The following is a 13088-nucleotide window of genomic DNA, read 5'->3' as shown; positions in this document are numbered from 1 at the left end:
CCTGAGTGTTGAGCCCGCCGCACGGATCACGCACTCCGCCCGCCCCCGTCGCCGCCCCCGCCTCCGTCGCCGTCGCCGTCCCCGTCGCCGCGCGGGTCACCCGGCCGCGAGCAGCCAGCGGACCACCTCCACCTGGTTGGGGAAGACCTTTCCCTCGCCGATGCTCCAGGCCAGCGTCTGCCCGACCGTCCAGCCGCGTACCCGCTCCCGGTCGAGCCCCAGCTCCGCGCTGAGCCGGTCCAGCCGGTGCCGGACGGCCTCCGGCGAGTGCCCCAGCTCCGGGCCGCGCACCAGCGGCACCACGCCGAACTCGCGCTCGCCGGTCAGCGGCTTCGGGTCGATGAGCAGCCACGGCTCCCGGGTCGCCCGCAGCACGTTGCCGGCGTGCAGGTCCTGGTTGACCAGCACCTGCTCACCCTGGCTGCCGACGAGGTCCGTCAGCAGGCCCAGCGCCGCGTCGAGCAACCGCCGCTCGTACGGCCGGCCGGCCCGCTCCCAGTTCCCCGGCAGCCGCTCCAGCCAGCCGGCGGCCTCCTCGGCGAGCGGGGTGAACGGCGGGCCGGCCGGTAGCCACAGCCGGGGCAGCAGCCCGACCGCCACGTCCAGCGCCGCGTCGGCGGGCAGGGCGTGCAGCGGCGTTCCGGGCACGCACCGCTCGACCAGCAGCGCCCGCCGCCGCGGGTCGTGCCCGAGCAGCCGGGCCGCCCCCGCCCCGGCCCAGCGGTCCAGCGCCGTCGCCTCGTGGACGCTGTCGGGGTCCGGGTACTGGAGCTTCAGCACCGCCGGCGTGCCGTCGGACAGTTCCGCCGGCAGGGCCAGCGACGCGAAGGCGTACGGGAAGGGCGGCCCGAGCCGCAGCGACCAGCGCTCGGCGCAGGCGGCCACCCGATCCGGCAGCGCCGCCAGCCACTCCCGTCCGGCCGGCACGTTCCGCACCCAGCCCAGCCCTTCGGGAATCAGCAGTTCGGAATCCACCCGGTCATCCTGAACCAGCGCCCGCCCACCCCGCACCACCGATTCCCCCGCCCCCCACCCACCTGCCGGCGAAAGCTCGGGGTAGCGCTGCACGGGCCGCCCACCCGGGCGCCGAGCGAGGTGCGCCGGCTGGTGATCAAGAGGTTTCGGTCCGCCACGGAGATCGAACCGGACGCAAACCTCTTGATCACCGCGTCGGGGGAGGGGCGGGCGGGAGGTGGGGTCAGCGGGGTGGGGTCAGCGGAGGCGGCGGATGTCGCCGTGGGCGCGGTAGAAGCCGCCCCGGCCGGACTCGCGGACCTGGGTGACCAGGTAGCGCGCGCCGGGCTCGCGGATGCCCTTGGGGAACTGCACGGACCAGTCCCGGTGGTAGCCGGGGGAGACGACGTGCACCCGCAGCCGGCCCCGGTCCTCGACGCACTGCACGATGACGCCGCCGTCGACGTCGCTGGTCACCTCGACCGTCGTCCAGGCCGCCGGCTCGGGCATCCGGGGCGGTGCCTTGACGTCGACCACCTCCGGCACGCTGCCGGCCTCCGCCGCCCGGATCGCCGGCTCGCTGGCGTCGACGCAGGCCAGGTAGCCGCCGGTGGTGACCACGTAGAGCCGATCCTCGTGGTATTGCATCGAGTAGGCCGAGCCGCAGCCGGTGCCGAGCTTCCACAGCCGGTTGCCCGCCGCGTCGAAACAGTAGATCGAGGACTGGCTGTCGCCGGCGAAGACGTAACGGCCGCCCTCGGCCGTGGCGCAGGAGAAGACCGCAGCGTCGCAGCGGTAGCTGCGCTCGGCACGGCCGTCCTTCGCCAGGCGCACCACCTCACGGGTGCCGGTGCCCGCGAACACCGCGCCGGGCTCCTGCCAGCCGAAGAGCACCGAGCCGGTCGGGGTGTGCCACAACTCCCGGCCCGTCCGCCAGTCGTAGCCGGTCACGCCCTGCGAGTGGCCGTGGTAGAGCGCGTCGGCGTCGCAGCGCACCATCCACGCCGACCGGCCACGGCCCTGCCGGCGCCAGAGGAACTCGTCCTCGTGGTCGACGGCCACGACGCCGCCGCCCGCGTCGGAGACGCCCAGCACCCCGTCGTGGATGTCCAGCCAGTAGATGTCGATCTCCGGCGCGATCTCGTAGGCCACCCGGGGCACCTTGCCGGACAGGTCGTAGACGTTGCCGTCGTCGCAGCCCGCGTAGATCCAGGCGTCGTCGGCGACGATGCACTTCACCCCGTCGGGCAGGCGGACCTGGTCCAGCACCCGGGCGTCGTGGCCGAGCGTGGTGATGACCCCGCGCTCGTTGCCGACCATGCAGCTCTGCCCGTCGACGAAGATGCCGAAGGCGGGGGCGCCGGAGTCGTAGCGCCAGAGCACCGGGGCGGTGCGGGCCGTGGAGCGGGTGCTGACGATCTGCCGCCGGGAGACGGCGCGTTTCTGCCGTACGCCCGGCACGGCCGGGGCGTAGCCCTTGCGTACCTTCTCGCCGATCTTCTTCGCCGCCGCCGCGCGGGCCTTGGCGTTGTCGGCGTAGGCCGTGGCCTTGACCTGGCCCTGGTCGCCGATCCGGCCGTAGCGGACGGTCAGCGCGGCGTCGTCGACGACGACCTCGTAGAACTTGTGCGCACCGTCCGATTCGGACAGTTCGAGGTAGGTCGTCTCCTGCGACATGGGGGCCTCCGAGGGGGTCAGCGACCGGCCCGACGTGGCCGGCGCGGCGACAGCGGGCACACACTAACCGCCACCCCCGACAAAGCCCGAAAGGAAGGGCCCCTTCCTATCGCTATAGCGATAGGAAGGGGCCCTTCCTCACACCTGACGCTCAGCGGCCGACTGCCGCCAGGGCGTCGACGGCCTTGCGGGCGGCGATCAGCACCGGGTCCCAGACCGGGGCGTACGGCGGGGCGTAGCCCAGGTCGAGCGCGGTCATGTCGTCCACCGTCATGCCGTTCCACAGCGCCACCGCGAGGGTGTCGATCCGCTTGGCCGCCTCGGACCAGCCGACGATCTGCGCCCCGAGCAGCCGCCCGCTGGGCCTCTCCGCGATCAGCTTCACCGTCATCAGCCGGGCACCCGGGTAGTAGCCGGCGCGGTTGGTCGACTCCACGATCACCGAGACGAACTCGAACCCCGCCGCCGCGGCGTCCTTCTCGCGCAGCCCGGTGCGCCCGACCTCCAGCTCGCAGACCTTGGTGACGGCCGTGCCGATCACCCCGGTGAAGGTGGCGTACCCGCCGCCGATGTTGATGCCGGCGACCCGCCCCTGCTTGTTGGCGTGGGTGCCCAGCGGCACGTGCACCGGCAGCCCGGTGACCCGGTGCACGGTCTCCACGCAGTCGCCGGCGGCCCAGACGTCCGGCATTCCCTGCACCCGCATCTGACGGTCCACCATGATCCCGCCGGTGGCGCCCAGTGGCAGGCCGGCAGCCTCCGCGAGCGCGGTGTTGGGGCGTACGCCCAGACCGAGGACGACCACGTCGGCGGGGATGGGCCCCTCGGCGGTGACCACCGCGGACACCCGGCCACCGGTCTCCTCCAGGCCGGTCACCCCGAGGCCGGTACGGATGGTGATGCCGATGCCCCGCATCGCGTCGGTGACCAGTTCGGCCATGTCCGGGTCCACGGTGGCCATCGGCTGTTCGGCCTGCTCGACCAGGGTGACGGCGAGCCCGCGTTGGATCAGCGCCTCGGCCATCTCCACGCCGATGTAGCCGCCGCCGATCACCACGGCCCGGCGCGGCCGGGGCTCGGCCTCCAGCCAGTCGCGCAGCGCGGCGCCGTCGTCGAGGGTCTGCATCCCGAAGACACCGGCGGCGTCGGTCTCGGCCCAGCCGGGCTTCTTGGGCACCGCGCCGGTGGCGTACATCAGGGTGTCGAAGCGTTCCCGGACCTCGCCGCCGCCGTCGAGGTCCCGCGCGCGTACCTCGCGCCGGTCGAGGTCGATGGCGGTCACCTCGTGCCGGAGCCGGACGTCGATGTCGAACTTCTCCCGGAACGTCTCCGGATCGCGGGCGATCAACTGGTCCCGCTCGGGCACCAGCCCGCTGATCCAGTAGGGGATGCCGCACGCCGAGTACGACGTGAAGTGCCCCCGCTCGAAGGCGACGATCTCCAGGTCGCCGCGGTCGCGGCGGCGCCGCGCCTGCGACGCCGCCGCCATTCCCGCGGCGTCCCCGCCGATGACGATCAGCCGTTGCACCACGGGCACCATCCTTTCACGAACGATTCGTGCCGCGGGTCTGTCGCGCGACGTCGGAGACCACGTCCACGAGCTTGCCGGTACGCGCGAAGACGGCACGCTGCCGGGCCGCCCCGCTGCCGTGCCGGCGCAGCCCGGCGACGAGGTCGGTCACCTCGTCGAGGTCGCCGTGCCGCTCCAGCGCCGGGCGCAGCCGCTCGACGAACTGGTCGAACAGCTCCCAGGCCGGCCGCAGCTCGCCGTCGGTCAGGTCGACGCTCTCGCCCTCCAACCCGTCGTGGGCCGCCCGCCAGTGCGCGGCGACCAGCAGGTGGTGGTCGGTGCGCAGGGCGGGCCGACCGGCGGCCATGTCGTCCAGCGCGGTCGCCACCATGGCCCGGACCAGGGCGGCGACGAGCACCGCGTCGTCCACGGACGGGCAGACGTCCCCGATCCGGATCTCCACCGTCGGGTACTTGGCCGACAGGCGGGCGTACCAGTAGAGCATCCCCTCGTCGAGCATCATCCCGCTCGCGATGAGCTGCCCGATCAGCCGCTCGTAGTGCTCGTGCGACGCCAGGAACGGGGTGGGCGCCACCGACGGCCAGCGTTCCCACTCCACCGACCGCCAGCTCGCGTACCCGGTGTCCTCGCCCCGGGCGAAGGGGGAGTTGGCGGTCACCGCCTGCAGCACCGGCAGCCAGGGCCGGACGTGGTTGAGCACCTGCACGCCGGTGTCCGGGTCGGGCACCCCGACGTGCACGTGCATCCCGTTGTTGCCCGGGCCGGGAACCAGCAGGCGGAACCGCTCGATCATCCGGTCGAAGCGGGGCTTGTCGACCACCGGCGGCACGGGACCGTCGACCGGTCCGGTGCCGATGGCGAGCAGCCGTACGCCCGCCCGTTCGGCCGCGTCGGCGAGCGCGGCCCGCAGCACGCCGAGGGAGTGCCGGATCGAGGAGAGTTCGAGGCCGGGTGGGCTGCCGATCTCGATCTGGCTGGTCTGGAACTCCCGCTCCACCTGGCCGCGCAGCTCGGGCGGCACCTGCTCCATGACGAGGTCGACGGCGGGCACCGCGGCCCCGGTGTGCGGGTCGGCGAGCAGGAACTCCTCCTCGACACCCACCGTGAGCAGGTCGGTCCCCCCGGTCGTTCCGCTCGGAGCCTCCGCCACCTGGCCGGTCATCGTCACCACCGTCCGTTCACGCCGGTACCGGGCCGTCCGCCCGGGGTCGGTCGGTGGTTACCCACCGTGTGGAGGTGGGGAAACGCGGCCCGGCGTGTCGGCCGTGCGCGCCGGCCCGCGAGAGCGGGTGCCGTCCGTTCGGGCCGGACGGCGTGACAGGGGGTCCTAGGCTTCTCGGCGTGCCGGGGCCGCTGGGGATCGCGTTGGGGACGTGGGCGTTCACCCTCGTCCACCTGATGCTGCTCGCCGACCGCCCGGCCGGGCTGCTGGCCGGGGCCGCGCTCGCCGCGGTGGCGCTGCTCGCCGTCGCGTTCGCGGCGCACGTGGCCGGGGTCGTCGACGCGCCCCGGGCCGGCCGTTCCGCCGCCCTGCGCGCCCGGGCCCGCCGCCGCCGGGTGCCGCGGCAGGTCGATCCGGACGCCGCCGGGCGGCCCCGTCCCCGCGCACCCGGGCCGCGCCCCTCGGCCGCGTAGCACCGCCGCGCGGCCGATTCCGCCGTTCATCCGCCCGTCCGGCGACTCTTCTCCGCGCCGGGCCGGCACTCCGGAATCGGACCGAGGGGTCAGCCATGCTCGCCTTCGCACCTCTGCCCGCCGCCGTCGGCGCCGCCGGCCGCGCGCTCACCTGGTTCACCACCCTGCTCGAACCGCTGGCCGGCGACGCGGCCACGGCCGCCGCCATCGTCGTCCTCACCGTCGTCGTCCGCCTGCTGATCTCGCCGCTGACCGTGGCGCAGGTGCGCGGGGAGCGGCGCCGCGCGGCGCTCGCCCCCGAGGTCCGCGAGCTCCAGCGGCGGTACGCGGACGACCCCGCCCGGTTGCCGGGCGAGTTGTTCGCGCTCTACCGGGCCAACGGCGCCAGCCCGGTGTCCGGCTGCCTGCCGTTGCTGCTCCAGGCTCCGGTCCTGCTGGTGATGTACCGGCTCTTCACCACCGCCGAGGGCGGCACCGGGCTGCTGGGCGAGCGGCTGGCCGGCGTGCCGCTGGGCCACCACCTCGGCGACGGGCTGGGCGGCGGGGCGCTGCCGCTGTTCGGGGTCCTGCTGGCGGTCCTGCTGGCGCTGGCCTGCTGGACGTCGCGGCGGATGCGGCGTGCGGCGGCGACCGCGACGGTGGCCGGTACGCCGACCGAGGGGCCCGGTGCGGCCGTGCCCGGTCGGCTGCTGCCGCTGCTGCCGTACACGACGGTGCTGGTGGCGGTGGTGCTGCCGCTCGCGGCGGTGATCTACCTGGTCACCACCACCGCCTGGTCGGCGACGGAGCAGGCGGTGCTGCGCCGCCCGCGCCCGACACCGGAGTCCGTCGACGGCCGGTGACACCGGCTTCCATCGACGACCGTTGTCGTCGACTTCGGTCGGCGGGCGTCTGGACAGAAACAGTTAACACTCCTAATAATGGGCGTCAATGTTGATGCAGGTGGATGGTGTCCGGGTGTGGAGGGTGTCGTGAAACGATCCAGATCTCTGGTTTTCTCGCTGGTCACAGCCGTGGTGGCGGCGCTCGGCGCGGTGTGGGTGGCGATGCCGGCGTTCGCCGCCGGGGTGACCGCCAGCTTCGTCAAGACGTCCGACTGGGGGTCGGGCTGGGAGGGGAAGTACACGATCACGAACGGGGGCGGGTCCGCGGTCGACGGCTGGACGGTCGCCTTCGAACTGCCGGCCGGGACGACCCTCGGCAGCTACTGGGACGCGCTGCTGACCTCGGCGGGCCAGCGGCACACCTTCACCAACCGGTCCTGGAACGGCCGCATCGCCCCAGGGGCCTCGGTCTCGTTCGGCTTCCTCGGCTCCGGGCCGGGCGCGCCCGTCAACTGCCAGCTCAACGGCACGCCGTGCGGCGGCGGCACCAGCCCCACCACCGCCCCGCCGACGACCGCACCGCCGACGACCCCGCCCCCGACGAGCCCGCCGCCGAACACCGGTCTGCCGAAGCGCATCCTCACCGGCTACTGGCACAACTTCGACAACCCGGCCGTCGAGCTGCGCCTGCGTGACGTGCCGGCCGAGTACGACGTCGTCGCGGTCGCGTTCGCCGATGCCACCGCGATCCCCGGCGCGGTCGCCTTCACCATCGACCCCGGCCTGTCCACCGCCCTCGGCGGCTACACCGACGCCGACTTCTCCGCCGACGTGCGCGCCCTCCAGTCCCGGGGCAGGAAGGTGATCATCTCGGTCGGCGGCGAGACGGGCCGGGTGGCGGTCAACGACGCCGCCTCCGCCGCCGCGTTCAGCGACAGCGTCCACGCGCTGATCCAGCGGTACGGCTTCGACGGGGTCGACATCGACCTGGAGAACGGGCTGAACCCGACCTACATGGCCCAGGCGTTGCGCTCGCTGCGGGCCAAGGTGGGCGCCGGACTGATCATCGCGATGGCCCCGCAGACCATCGACATGCAGTCCCCGGAGAGCAGCTACTTCAAGCTGGCGCTCGACATCAAGGACATCCTCACCGTCGTGAACACCCAGTTCTACAACTCGGGAGCGATGCTCGGCTGCGACCGCAACGCCGCGTACGCCCAGGGGACGGTGAACTTCATCGTCGCGCTGGCCTGCCTCCAGTTGGAGGCCGGGCTCCGCCCGGACCAGGTCGGTCTCGGCCTGCCGGCCGGCGCCGGTGCGGCCGGCGGCGGCATCGTCGCGCCCTCCGTGGTCAACGCCGCGCTGGACTGTCTGGACCGTGGCACCAACTGCGGCAGCTTCCGCCCGCCGCGTACCTACCCGGGCATCCGTGGCGCGATGACCTGGTCGGTCAACTGGGACGTGACCAACGGCAACGCCTTCGCCCGCACGGTGGCCCCCCACCTCAGGACCCTGCCCTGACCCTGCCCCTGAGCCCTGTCCCCCCTGCGGGGGCAGGGCGGGGCGGGGTGGGAGTGGGGCTCAGGAGGCGGCGTCGGCGTGGTCGCGGTGGCGGGTGCGGCGGCGCCTGGTCTTCTTGACCGCCCACCAGGAGATCATCACGACGAAGGCGGCGACGATGCCGTAGTCGAACCACCTGCTGTACTGCTCGATCTGCTGCCAGCGGGAGCCGAGCGCGTATCCCAGACCGACGAAGAGCGCGTTCCAGATGCCACTGCCCAGCGTGGTGAACGCGATGAACTCCGGCAGCGGCATCCGGTTGGCCCCGGCGGGGATCGAGATCAGACTGCGTACCACCGGCATCATCCGGCCGAAGAGCACCGCCCACCGGCCGTGCCGCTCGAACCAGCGGTCGGCCTTCTCCAGGTCGTCGAGGTCGACCAGGGGCAACCGGTCGAGCCACCGCTTGAGCCGGTCCTCGCCGGCAACCGCGCCCAGCCAGTAGAGGACGAGCGCCCCGCCCAGGGAACCGGCGGTGGCGGCGAGCCCCACCACGACGACGTTGAACCGTCCCTCGCCGGCCAGGTAGCCGGCCATCGCCAGGACGATCTCGCTGGGGACCGGCGGGACGATGCTCTCCAGGGCGACCAGCAGGGCCACCCCGATGGCGCCGGCGGCGTCGATCACCCCCGCCACCCAGCCGGTCAGGCCGCCGAGTCGGGTCGGGTCGACGTTCTCGGCGAGTGCCATGGCGATCCTTCCGGCCGGTCCGATCAGGGTCATCTACCCTTCGTCCCGGCCGTCACACCTGCCCGCGCTGGCCGCCGCGCAGCGGCTGCACCACCGGTCGCGAGTCGGTCCGGCGCACCCCGGTTCAGCCCTCCGGGTGCAGCTCCGCGTCGGCCGGCCCCCGCCGCCAGCCGGTGAACCGGACCCGCAGGCCCGCCCGGGTGGGCGAGCAGCAGTACGGCCCGGCCGCCGCCACCGCGTCCGCTGCCAGCGGGGCGAGCCGGACCAGCCGCCACGGCTCGTCGTCGGACCGGGCCCGTACGGTGAGGGCGTCCCGGTCGCGGCTGACCCGGACGGTCACCTCCCGGCCGGCCCAGATCGGCACCGGGGCGACCGACCAGTCGGAGACCTCCCGGGTCACCACGGCGCCGACCTGCGGCTGGCCGTCGCTGACCTCCACCCCGGCCTTGACCCAGTTCCGCTCGTCCACCCGCACCAGCACGCCGGCCTGGTCGAACTGCTCGCCGTAGTCGAGGACGAAGGTGACCTCCACGGCCTCGCCGGCGGGCAGCGGCGCGAGCAGCGCCGGGGCGTCGTCGTGGACGAAGCCGTACGAGGTGTGCCGCCACAGGTCGCTGCCCTCGGCCGGCTGCACCAGCAACTCGCCCGCCGGCCCGGGCTCGACCAGCACCGGCTCGTTGCACCACTCACCCTCGGCCCAGTCGACCGGCCGCGTCGCGTCAACCATGCCGGCGACGGTACCGCCGGTACCCACCTGTTCGCAGTAGCCGGCCACCGTGGCCGTCGTCGTCGGTGCCGAGCAGTGCCGTCGGCGCCGGAGCCGGCCGCAGCGGGACTGCTCACGTTTGCCGGCAGCCCGGATCGGAGACATTAGCCAGGCATGGCTGACAGGTGGTACTCGGAGGCGGTCGTCTACTGCCTCGACATCGACACGTACGCGGACTCCGACGGTGACGGGGTCGGTGACATCCGGGGGCTCATCGGCCGGCTGGACTATCTCGCCCGGCTGGGCGTGACCTGCCTCTGGCTGCACCCCGTCCACCCGTCGCCCAACCGGGACGACGGCTACGACGCGACCGACTTCTACAACATCGACCCGCGCTTCGGCACCCTCGGCGACTTCGCGGAGCTGCTGCACCAGGCGCAGAACCGTGGCATCCGGGTGATCATCGACCTGGTCGTCAACCACACCTCGAACGAGCACCCGTGGTTCCAGTCCGCCCGCTCGTCGCCCGACTCGCCGTACCGGGACTGGTACGTCTGGTCCGACCACGAGCCGGCCGACCGGCACCAGGGCATGGTCTTCCCCGGCGAACAGCACGAGACCTGGACCTACGACCGCACCGCCGAGGCCTGGTACTACCACCGGTTCTACAAGTTCCAGCCGGATCTGAACATGACCAACCCGGCGGTCCGTGCCGAGGTCAAGAAGATCATGTCGTTCTGGCTCCAGCTCGGCGTCTCCGGCTTCCGGATGGACGCCGTGCCGTTCATCATCGAGCTGACCGAGCCGGGCAACCCCGACTCGCCCAAGGACTACGAATTCCTCACCGAGCTGCGCCAGCACGTGCAGTGGTACCGGGGCGACGCCGTCCTGCTCGCCGAGGCCAACGTCGAGCCCGACCAACTGCCGACCTTCTTCGCCGACAGCGGCGGCTCGGGCAACCGGCTGCACATGCTCTTCGACTTCATGCTCAACGGGCGGCTGATGCTGGCCCTGGCCCGGCAGGACCCGGAGCCCATCATCGAGGCGCTACGGGACACCCCGGCGCTGCCCGAGGGTGGGCAGTGGGCCACCTTCCTGCGCAACCACGACGAGATCGACCTCTCCCGGCTCACCGCCGAGCAGCGCAACCAGGTGTACGCGGAGTTCGGTCCGGACGAGGACATGCGCATCTACGACCGGGGCATCCGCCGCCGGCTCGCCCCGATGCTCGGCAACGACCGCCGCCGCGTCGAGCTGGCGTACGCGCTGCAGTTCTCACTGCGCGGCACGCCGGTGCTGCGCTACGGCGAGGAGATCGGCATGGGGGAGGACCTGTCGCTGCCCGGCCGGGAGGCGATCCGCACCCCGATGCAGTGGTCGTACCAGCCGAACGCGGGCTTCTCCACGGCGGACCCGGAGAAGCTGGTCCGCCCGGTGATCGACAAGGGTGAGTTCTCGTACGAGAAGGTCAACGTGACCGCCCAGCGGGGCGACTCGAAGTCGCTGCTCGCCTGGTTCGAGCGGATGATCCGTACGCTCCGCGAGGCCCCGGAGGTGGGCTCGGGCTCGACCACCCACATCGACGTGCCGACGCCGCCGGGGGTGTTGGCGCACCGGGCCGACGGGCGCGCCGGCACGATGGTCTTCGTGCACAACCTCGGCACCGCCGACGCCGAGGTGGACCTCAGCGTGCTGGAGCCGGAGGCGGACCTGCCCAACGAGGTCCTCGCCGACCGCAACTACGGCGAGGTCGGCAAGCTGGACCGCCTGAAGGTGGCCGGCCACGGCTACCGGTGGATCCGCCTCTGCCGCGCGCGCGGTTTCTGACCGGTCACTCCCGCCAGCCGGCCAGCTCGACGCCCCTGGCGAGTTCGACCCGGAAGCCCAGGGTGATCTCCCCGCTCTCCCCCGGCCCGAGCGGCAGCCGCCAGGTCAGCTCGCCCAGCTCCGTGCGCTCTGCCGGGGGCGGGACGAGGGTGGGCTCCCGCACGACCACCGCCTCGTCGCGGGACACCGGAAGCTGGTCGCGCACCTCCACGGTGGCCGGCCGGGGCGTGTGGTTGGCGACGCTGATCCGGTACTCCACGTCCCGCCGCCGGGTCGAGCCGAGCGTGGCGCGGGTGTCGGAGCGCCGGCTGAGCCTGCGCTCCACGCGGACCCGGTCGTCCACCCCGAGGGCCAGTTCGGTCTCCTCGCCGGGCGCCCACGTCGGCAGTCGGGTGGCCGCGACGAAGTCGGCACCGTGGAAGACCGCCGCCGGCCCGGGGAGCAGGGTGTGCGACGAGGTGTTGCGTACGGTCGCCCGCAGGTGCGCCTCTGTCGCGCGGACCGGTACGGCCACGTGGTCCAGCCGGGCCGGCAGGTCCAGCACGGCGATGGTGGCCCGGTGGGCGCTGCCGTCCGCCGGCACCGCGACCGGGCGGGCCGGGCGGTAGGTGGAAGCGGTGACGCCCTGCTCGACCGTGGCCGCGCTCTCCCGCACCCTGGGGCGCGGTGGGCCGGACCGGGCCGCCGCACCGGCGGGCGCCGCGCCGGGGGCTGCCGGCGCCGGCATCGCGCCGAAGCTCGCCGCCGCCATCGGCATCGGCGGCGGCACCGGCCGGGCGCGGTCGAGATACCAGGGCGTCAGCTCGGGTACGCCGGTCGCCGCCGCCGGCCGCGCCGTCGAGAGTTCGAGCACGCACTCCGGCCAGTCCTCGCCCGTGTCCTGGCTGACCAGGCCGAACCAGGTGACGGTGACGGCGTCGTCGACCAGCCGCACGTCGTAGGAGGGCTGCCAGCGGGCCCCGTCGACCAGGTAGGTCAGCTCCAGGTCCAGCTCGGCGTCGTCGGCGTCCACCGACACGGTCACCTCGGCGGCCAGCCGGTCCGGTTCGCGCTTGCCGCTCGCGGCGTCCAGCTGCCGGTCGACGGCCGCCAGCTCCTCGGTCAGGTCGGTACGCCGCCGGTCCAGCCCGCGCCGGCGGCGCCGGGAGTCGGCGAGCTGGCCGGCCACCGAGTCGGCGAAGGTGGCCACGTCGGTCGGGGCGGCGTCGCCGGCGGCCAACGCGCGGGCGTACGTGCCGCCGGCCCGGTCGGCCAACCGGGTGAGGAACTGCCCCCGCTGCGTCTCGACCTCGTACGCGTCGTCGACCTCGGCCAGCTCGTCGGCCAGTTCCCGGCTGCGCTGCTCCAGCGCGCGGACCTGCCCGTCGGCGCTGCGTGCCTGCCGCCACGTCGCGACGTCAACGCCGAGCACGGTGGCCGCGCCCCGGCCGCCGACCCGCAGCGAGTCCCGCCGCAGGCCCAGCGGCAACGGTGCGACGCGTACCCGGTGCTCGCCGGCGGCCAACCGGGTGCTGCCCCGGCGGGTGACCCGGGCCCGGTCCGGATAGACGGTGACACCGACGACGGGCGCTTCGATCTCCACTGTCTCCACGGCGGCGAGAGTAGCCGCACGGCGCTCCTGACCCCGACCGGCCGCGACGGGTCCCGGGAGCCGGCGCCCGTGCCGGGCCGGCACGGCGTACGG

General features: G+C 73.8%; 11 protein-coding genes. 4 read left to right on the top strand and 7 right to left on the bottom strand.

All coding sequences use genetic code 11. The features are described from left to right. Positions 1–96: 96 nt before the first annotated feature. The 4 genes from KBX06_RS01205 to KBX06_RS01190 form a co-directional block, all read right to left on the bottom strand. Entirely contained in the window at positions 97–975 is an 879-nt protein-coding gene (locus KBX06_RS01205) for an aminoglycoside phosphotransferase family protein (RefSeq protein WP_210832296.1), read from the bottom strand. A 237-nt stretch (positions 976–1212) separates the two neighbouring features. Further along, positions 1213–2631 (bottom strand): WGR domain-containing protein, encoded by a 1419-nt coding sequence (locus KBX06_RS01200; protein ID WP_210832295.1) that lies wholly within the window; start codon positions 2629–2631, stop codon positions 1213–1215. A 151-nt stretch (positions 2632–2782) separates the two neighbouring features. After that, positions 2783–4162, bottom strand: a complete 1380-nt coding sequence (locus KBX06_RS01195; RefSeq protein WP_210832294.1) for an FAD-dependent oxidoreductase — start codon at positions 4160–4162, stop codon at positions 2783–2785. A gap of 13 nt (positions 4163–4175) precedes the next feature. Further along, positions 4176–5333, bottom strand: coding sequence for a glutamate--cysteine ligase (locus tag KBX06_RS01190; RefSeq protein WP_374225549.1), 1158 nt, complete (start codon positions 5331–5333; stop codon positions 4176–4178). A 170-nt stretch (positions 5334–5503) separates the two neighbouring features. On the opposite strand from KBX06_RS01190, the gene KBX06_RS01185 reads away from it, so the two are divergent. The 3 genes from KBX06_RS01185 (at position 5504) to KBX06_RS01175 (ending at position 8142) form a co-directional block, all read left to right on the top strand. Next, positions 5504–5797, top strand: a complete 294-nt coding sequence (locus KBX06_RS01185) for a DUF6412 domain-containing protein (RefSeq protein ID WP_307854373.1) — start codon at positions 5504–5506, stop codon at positions 5795–5797. Between the two features lie 95 nt (positions 5798–5892). After that, on the top strand, positions 5893–6639 hold the full coding sequence (yidC, locus tag KBX06_RS01180) for a membrane protein insertase YidC (protein WP_210832292.1): 747 nt from the start codon (positions 5893–5895) through the stop codon (positions 6637–6639). Between the two features lie 129 nt (positions 6640–6768). Next, positions 6769–8142 (top strand): chitinase, encoded by a 1374-nt coding sequence (locus tag KBX06_RS01175; protein WP_210832291.1) that lies wholly within the window; start codon positions 6769–6771, stop codon positions 8140–8142. A gap of 60 nt (positions 8143–8202) precedes the next feature. On the opposite strand, the gene KBX06_RS01170 is transcribed toward KBX06_RS01175, so the two are convergent. Together KBX06_RS01170 and KBX06_RS01165 are read right to left on the bottom strand one after the other, a co-directional pair. Further along, a complete protein-coding gene (locus KBX06_RS01170) occupies positions 8203–8871 on the bottom strand; it encodes a DedA family protein (protein ID WP_210832290.1) in 669 nt (222 codons plus the stop codon). Positions 8872–8995: 124 nt separating this feature from the next. Beyond that, entirely contained in the window at positions 8996–9598 is a 603-nt protein-coding gene (locus KBX06_RS01165; RefSeq protein ID WP_210832289.1) for a DUF1349 domain-containing protein, read from the bottom strand. A gap of 153 nt (positions 9599–9751) precedes the next feature. Between KBX06_RS01165 and KBX06_RS01160 the strand changes: the two genes are divergently transcribed. Further along, the gene (locus KBX06_RS01160) at positions 9752–11404 is read left to right on the top strand and encodes an alpha-amylase family protein (protein WP_210832288.1); all 1653 of its coding nucleotides are present in this window, start codon (positions 9752–9754) and stop codon (positions 11402–11404) included. A 4-nt stretch (positions 11405–11408) separates the two neighbouring features. On the opposite strand, the gene KBX06_RS01155 is transcribed toward KBX06_RS01160, so the two are convergent. Next, positions 11409–12995, bottom strand: coding sequence for a DUF4139 domain-containing protein (locus KBX06_RS01155; RefSeq protein WP_210832287.1), 1587 nt, complete (start codon positions 12993–12995; stop codon positions 11409–11411). Between the last annotated feature and the right edge of the window lie 93 nt (positions 12996–13088).

This window comes from Micromonospora sp. C31, from assembly GCF_018070575.1.
GTDB lineage: Bacteria > Actinomycetota > Actinomycetes > Mycobacteriales > Micromonosporaceae > Micromonospora.
This window is presented reverse-complemented; position numbering and strand designations above follow the sequence as displayed.

Excerpts from the sequence above, each read along its gene's own strand:
- KBX06_RS01200 (WP_210832295.1), bottom strand. The coding sequence starts at position 2,631 with ATGTCGCAGGAGACGACCTACCTCGAACTGTCCGAATCGGACGGTGCG.
- yidC (WP_210832292.1), top strand. The coding sequence starts at position 5,893 with ATGCTCGCCTTCGCACCTCTGCCCGCCGCCGTCGGCGCCGCCGGCCGC.
- KBX06_RS01170 (WP_210832290.1), bottom strand. The coding sequence starts at position 8,871 with ATGGCACTCGCCGAGAACGTCGACCCGACCCGACTCGGCGGCCTGACC.
- KBX06_RS01165 (WP_210832289.1), bottom strand. The coding sequence starts at position 9,598 with ATGGTTGACGCGACGCGGCCGGTCGACTGGGCCGAGGGTGAGTGGTGC.
- KBX06_RS01160 (WP_210832288.1), top strand. The coding sequence starts at position 9,752 with ATGGCTGACAGGTGGTACTCGGAGGCGGTCGTCTACTGCCTCGACATC.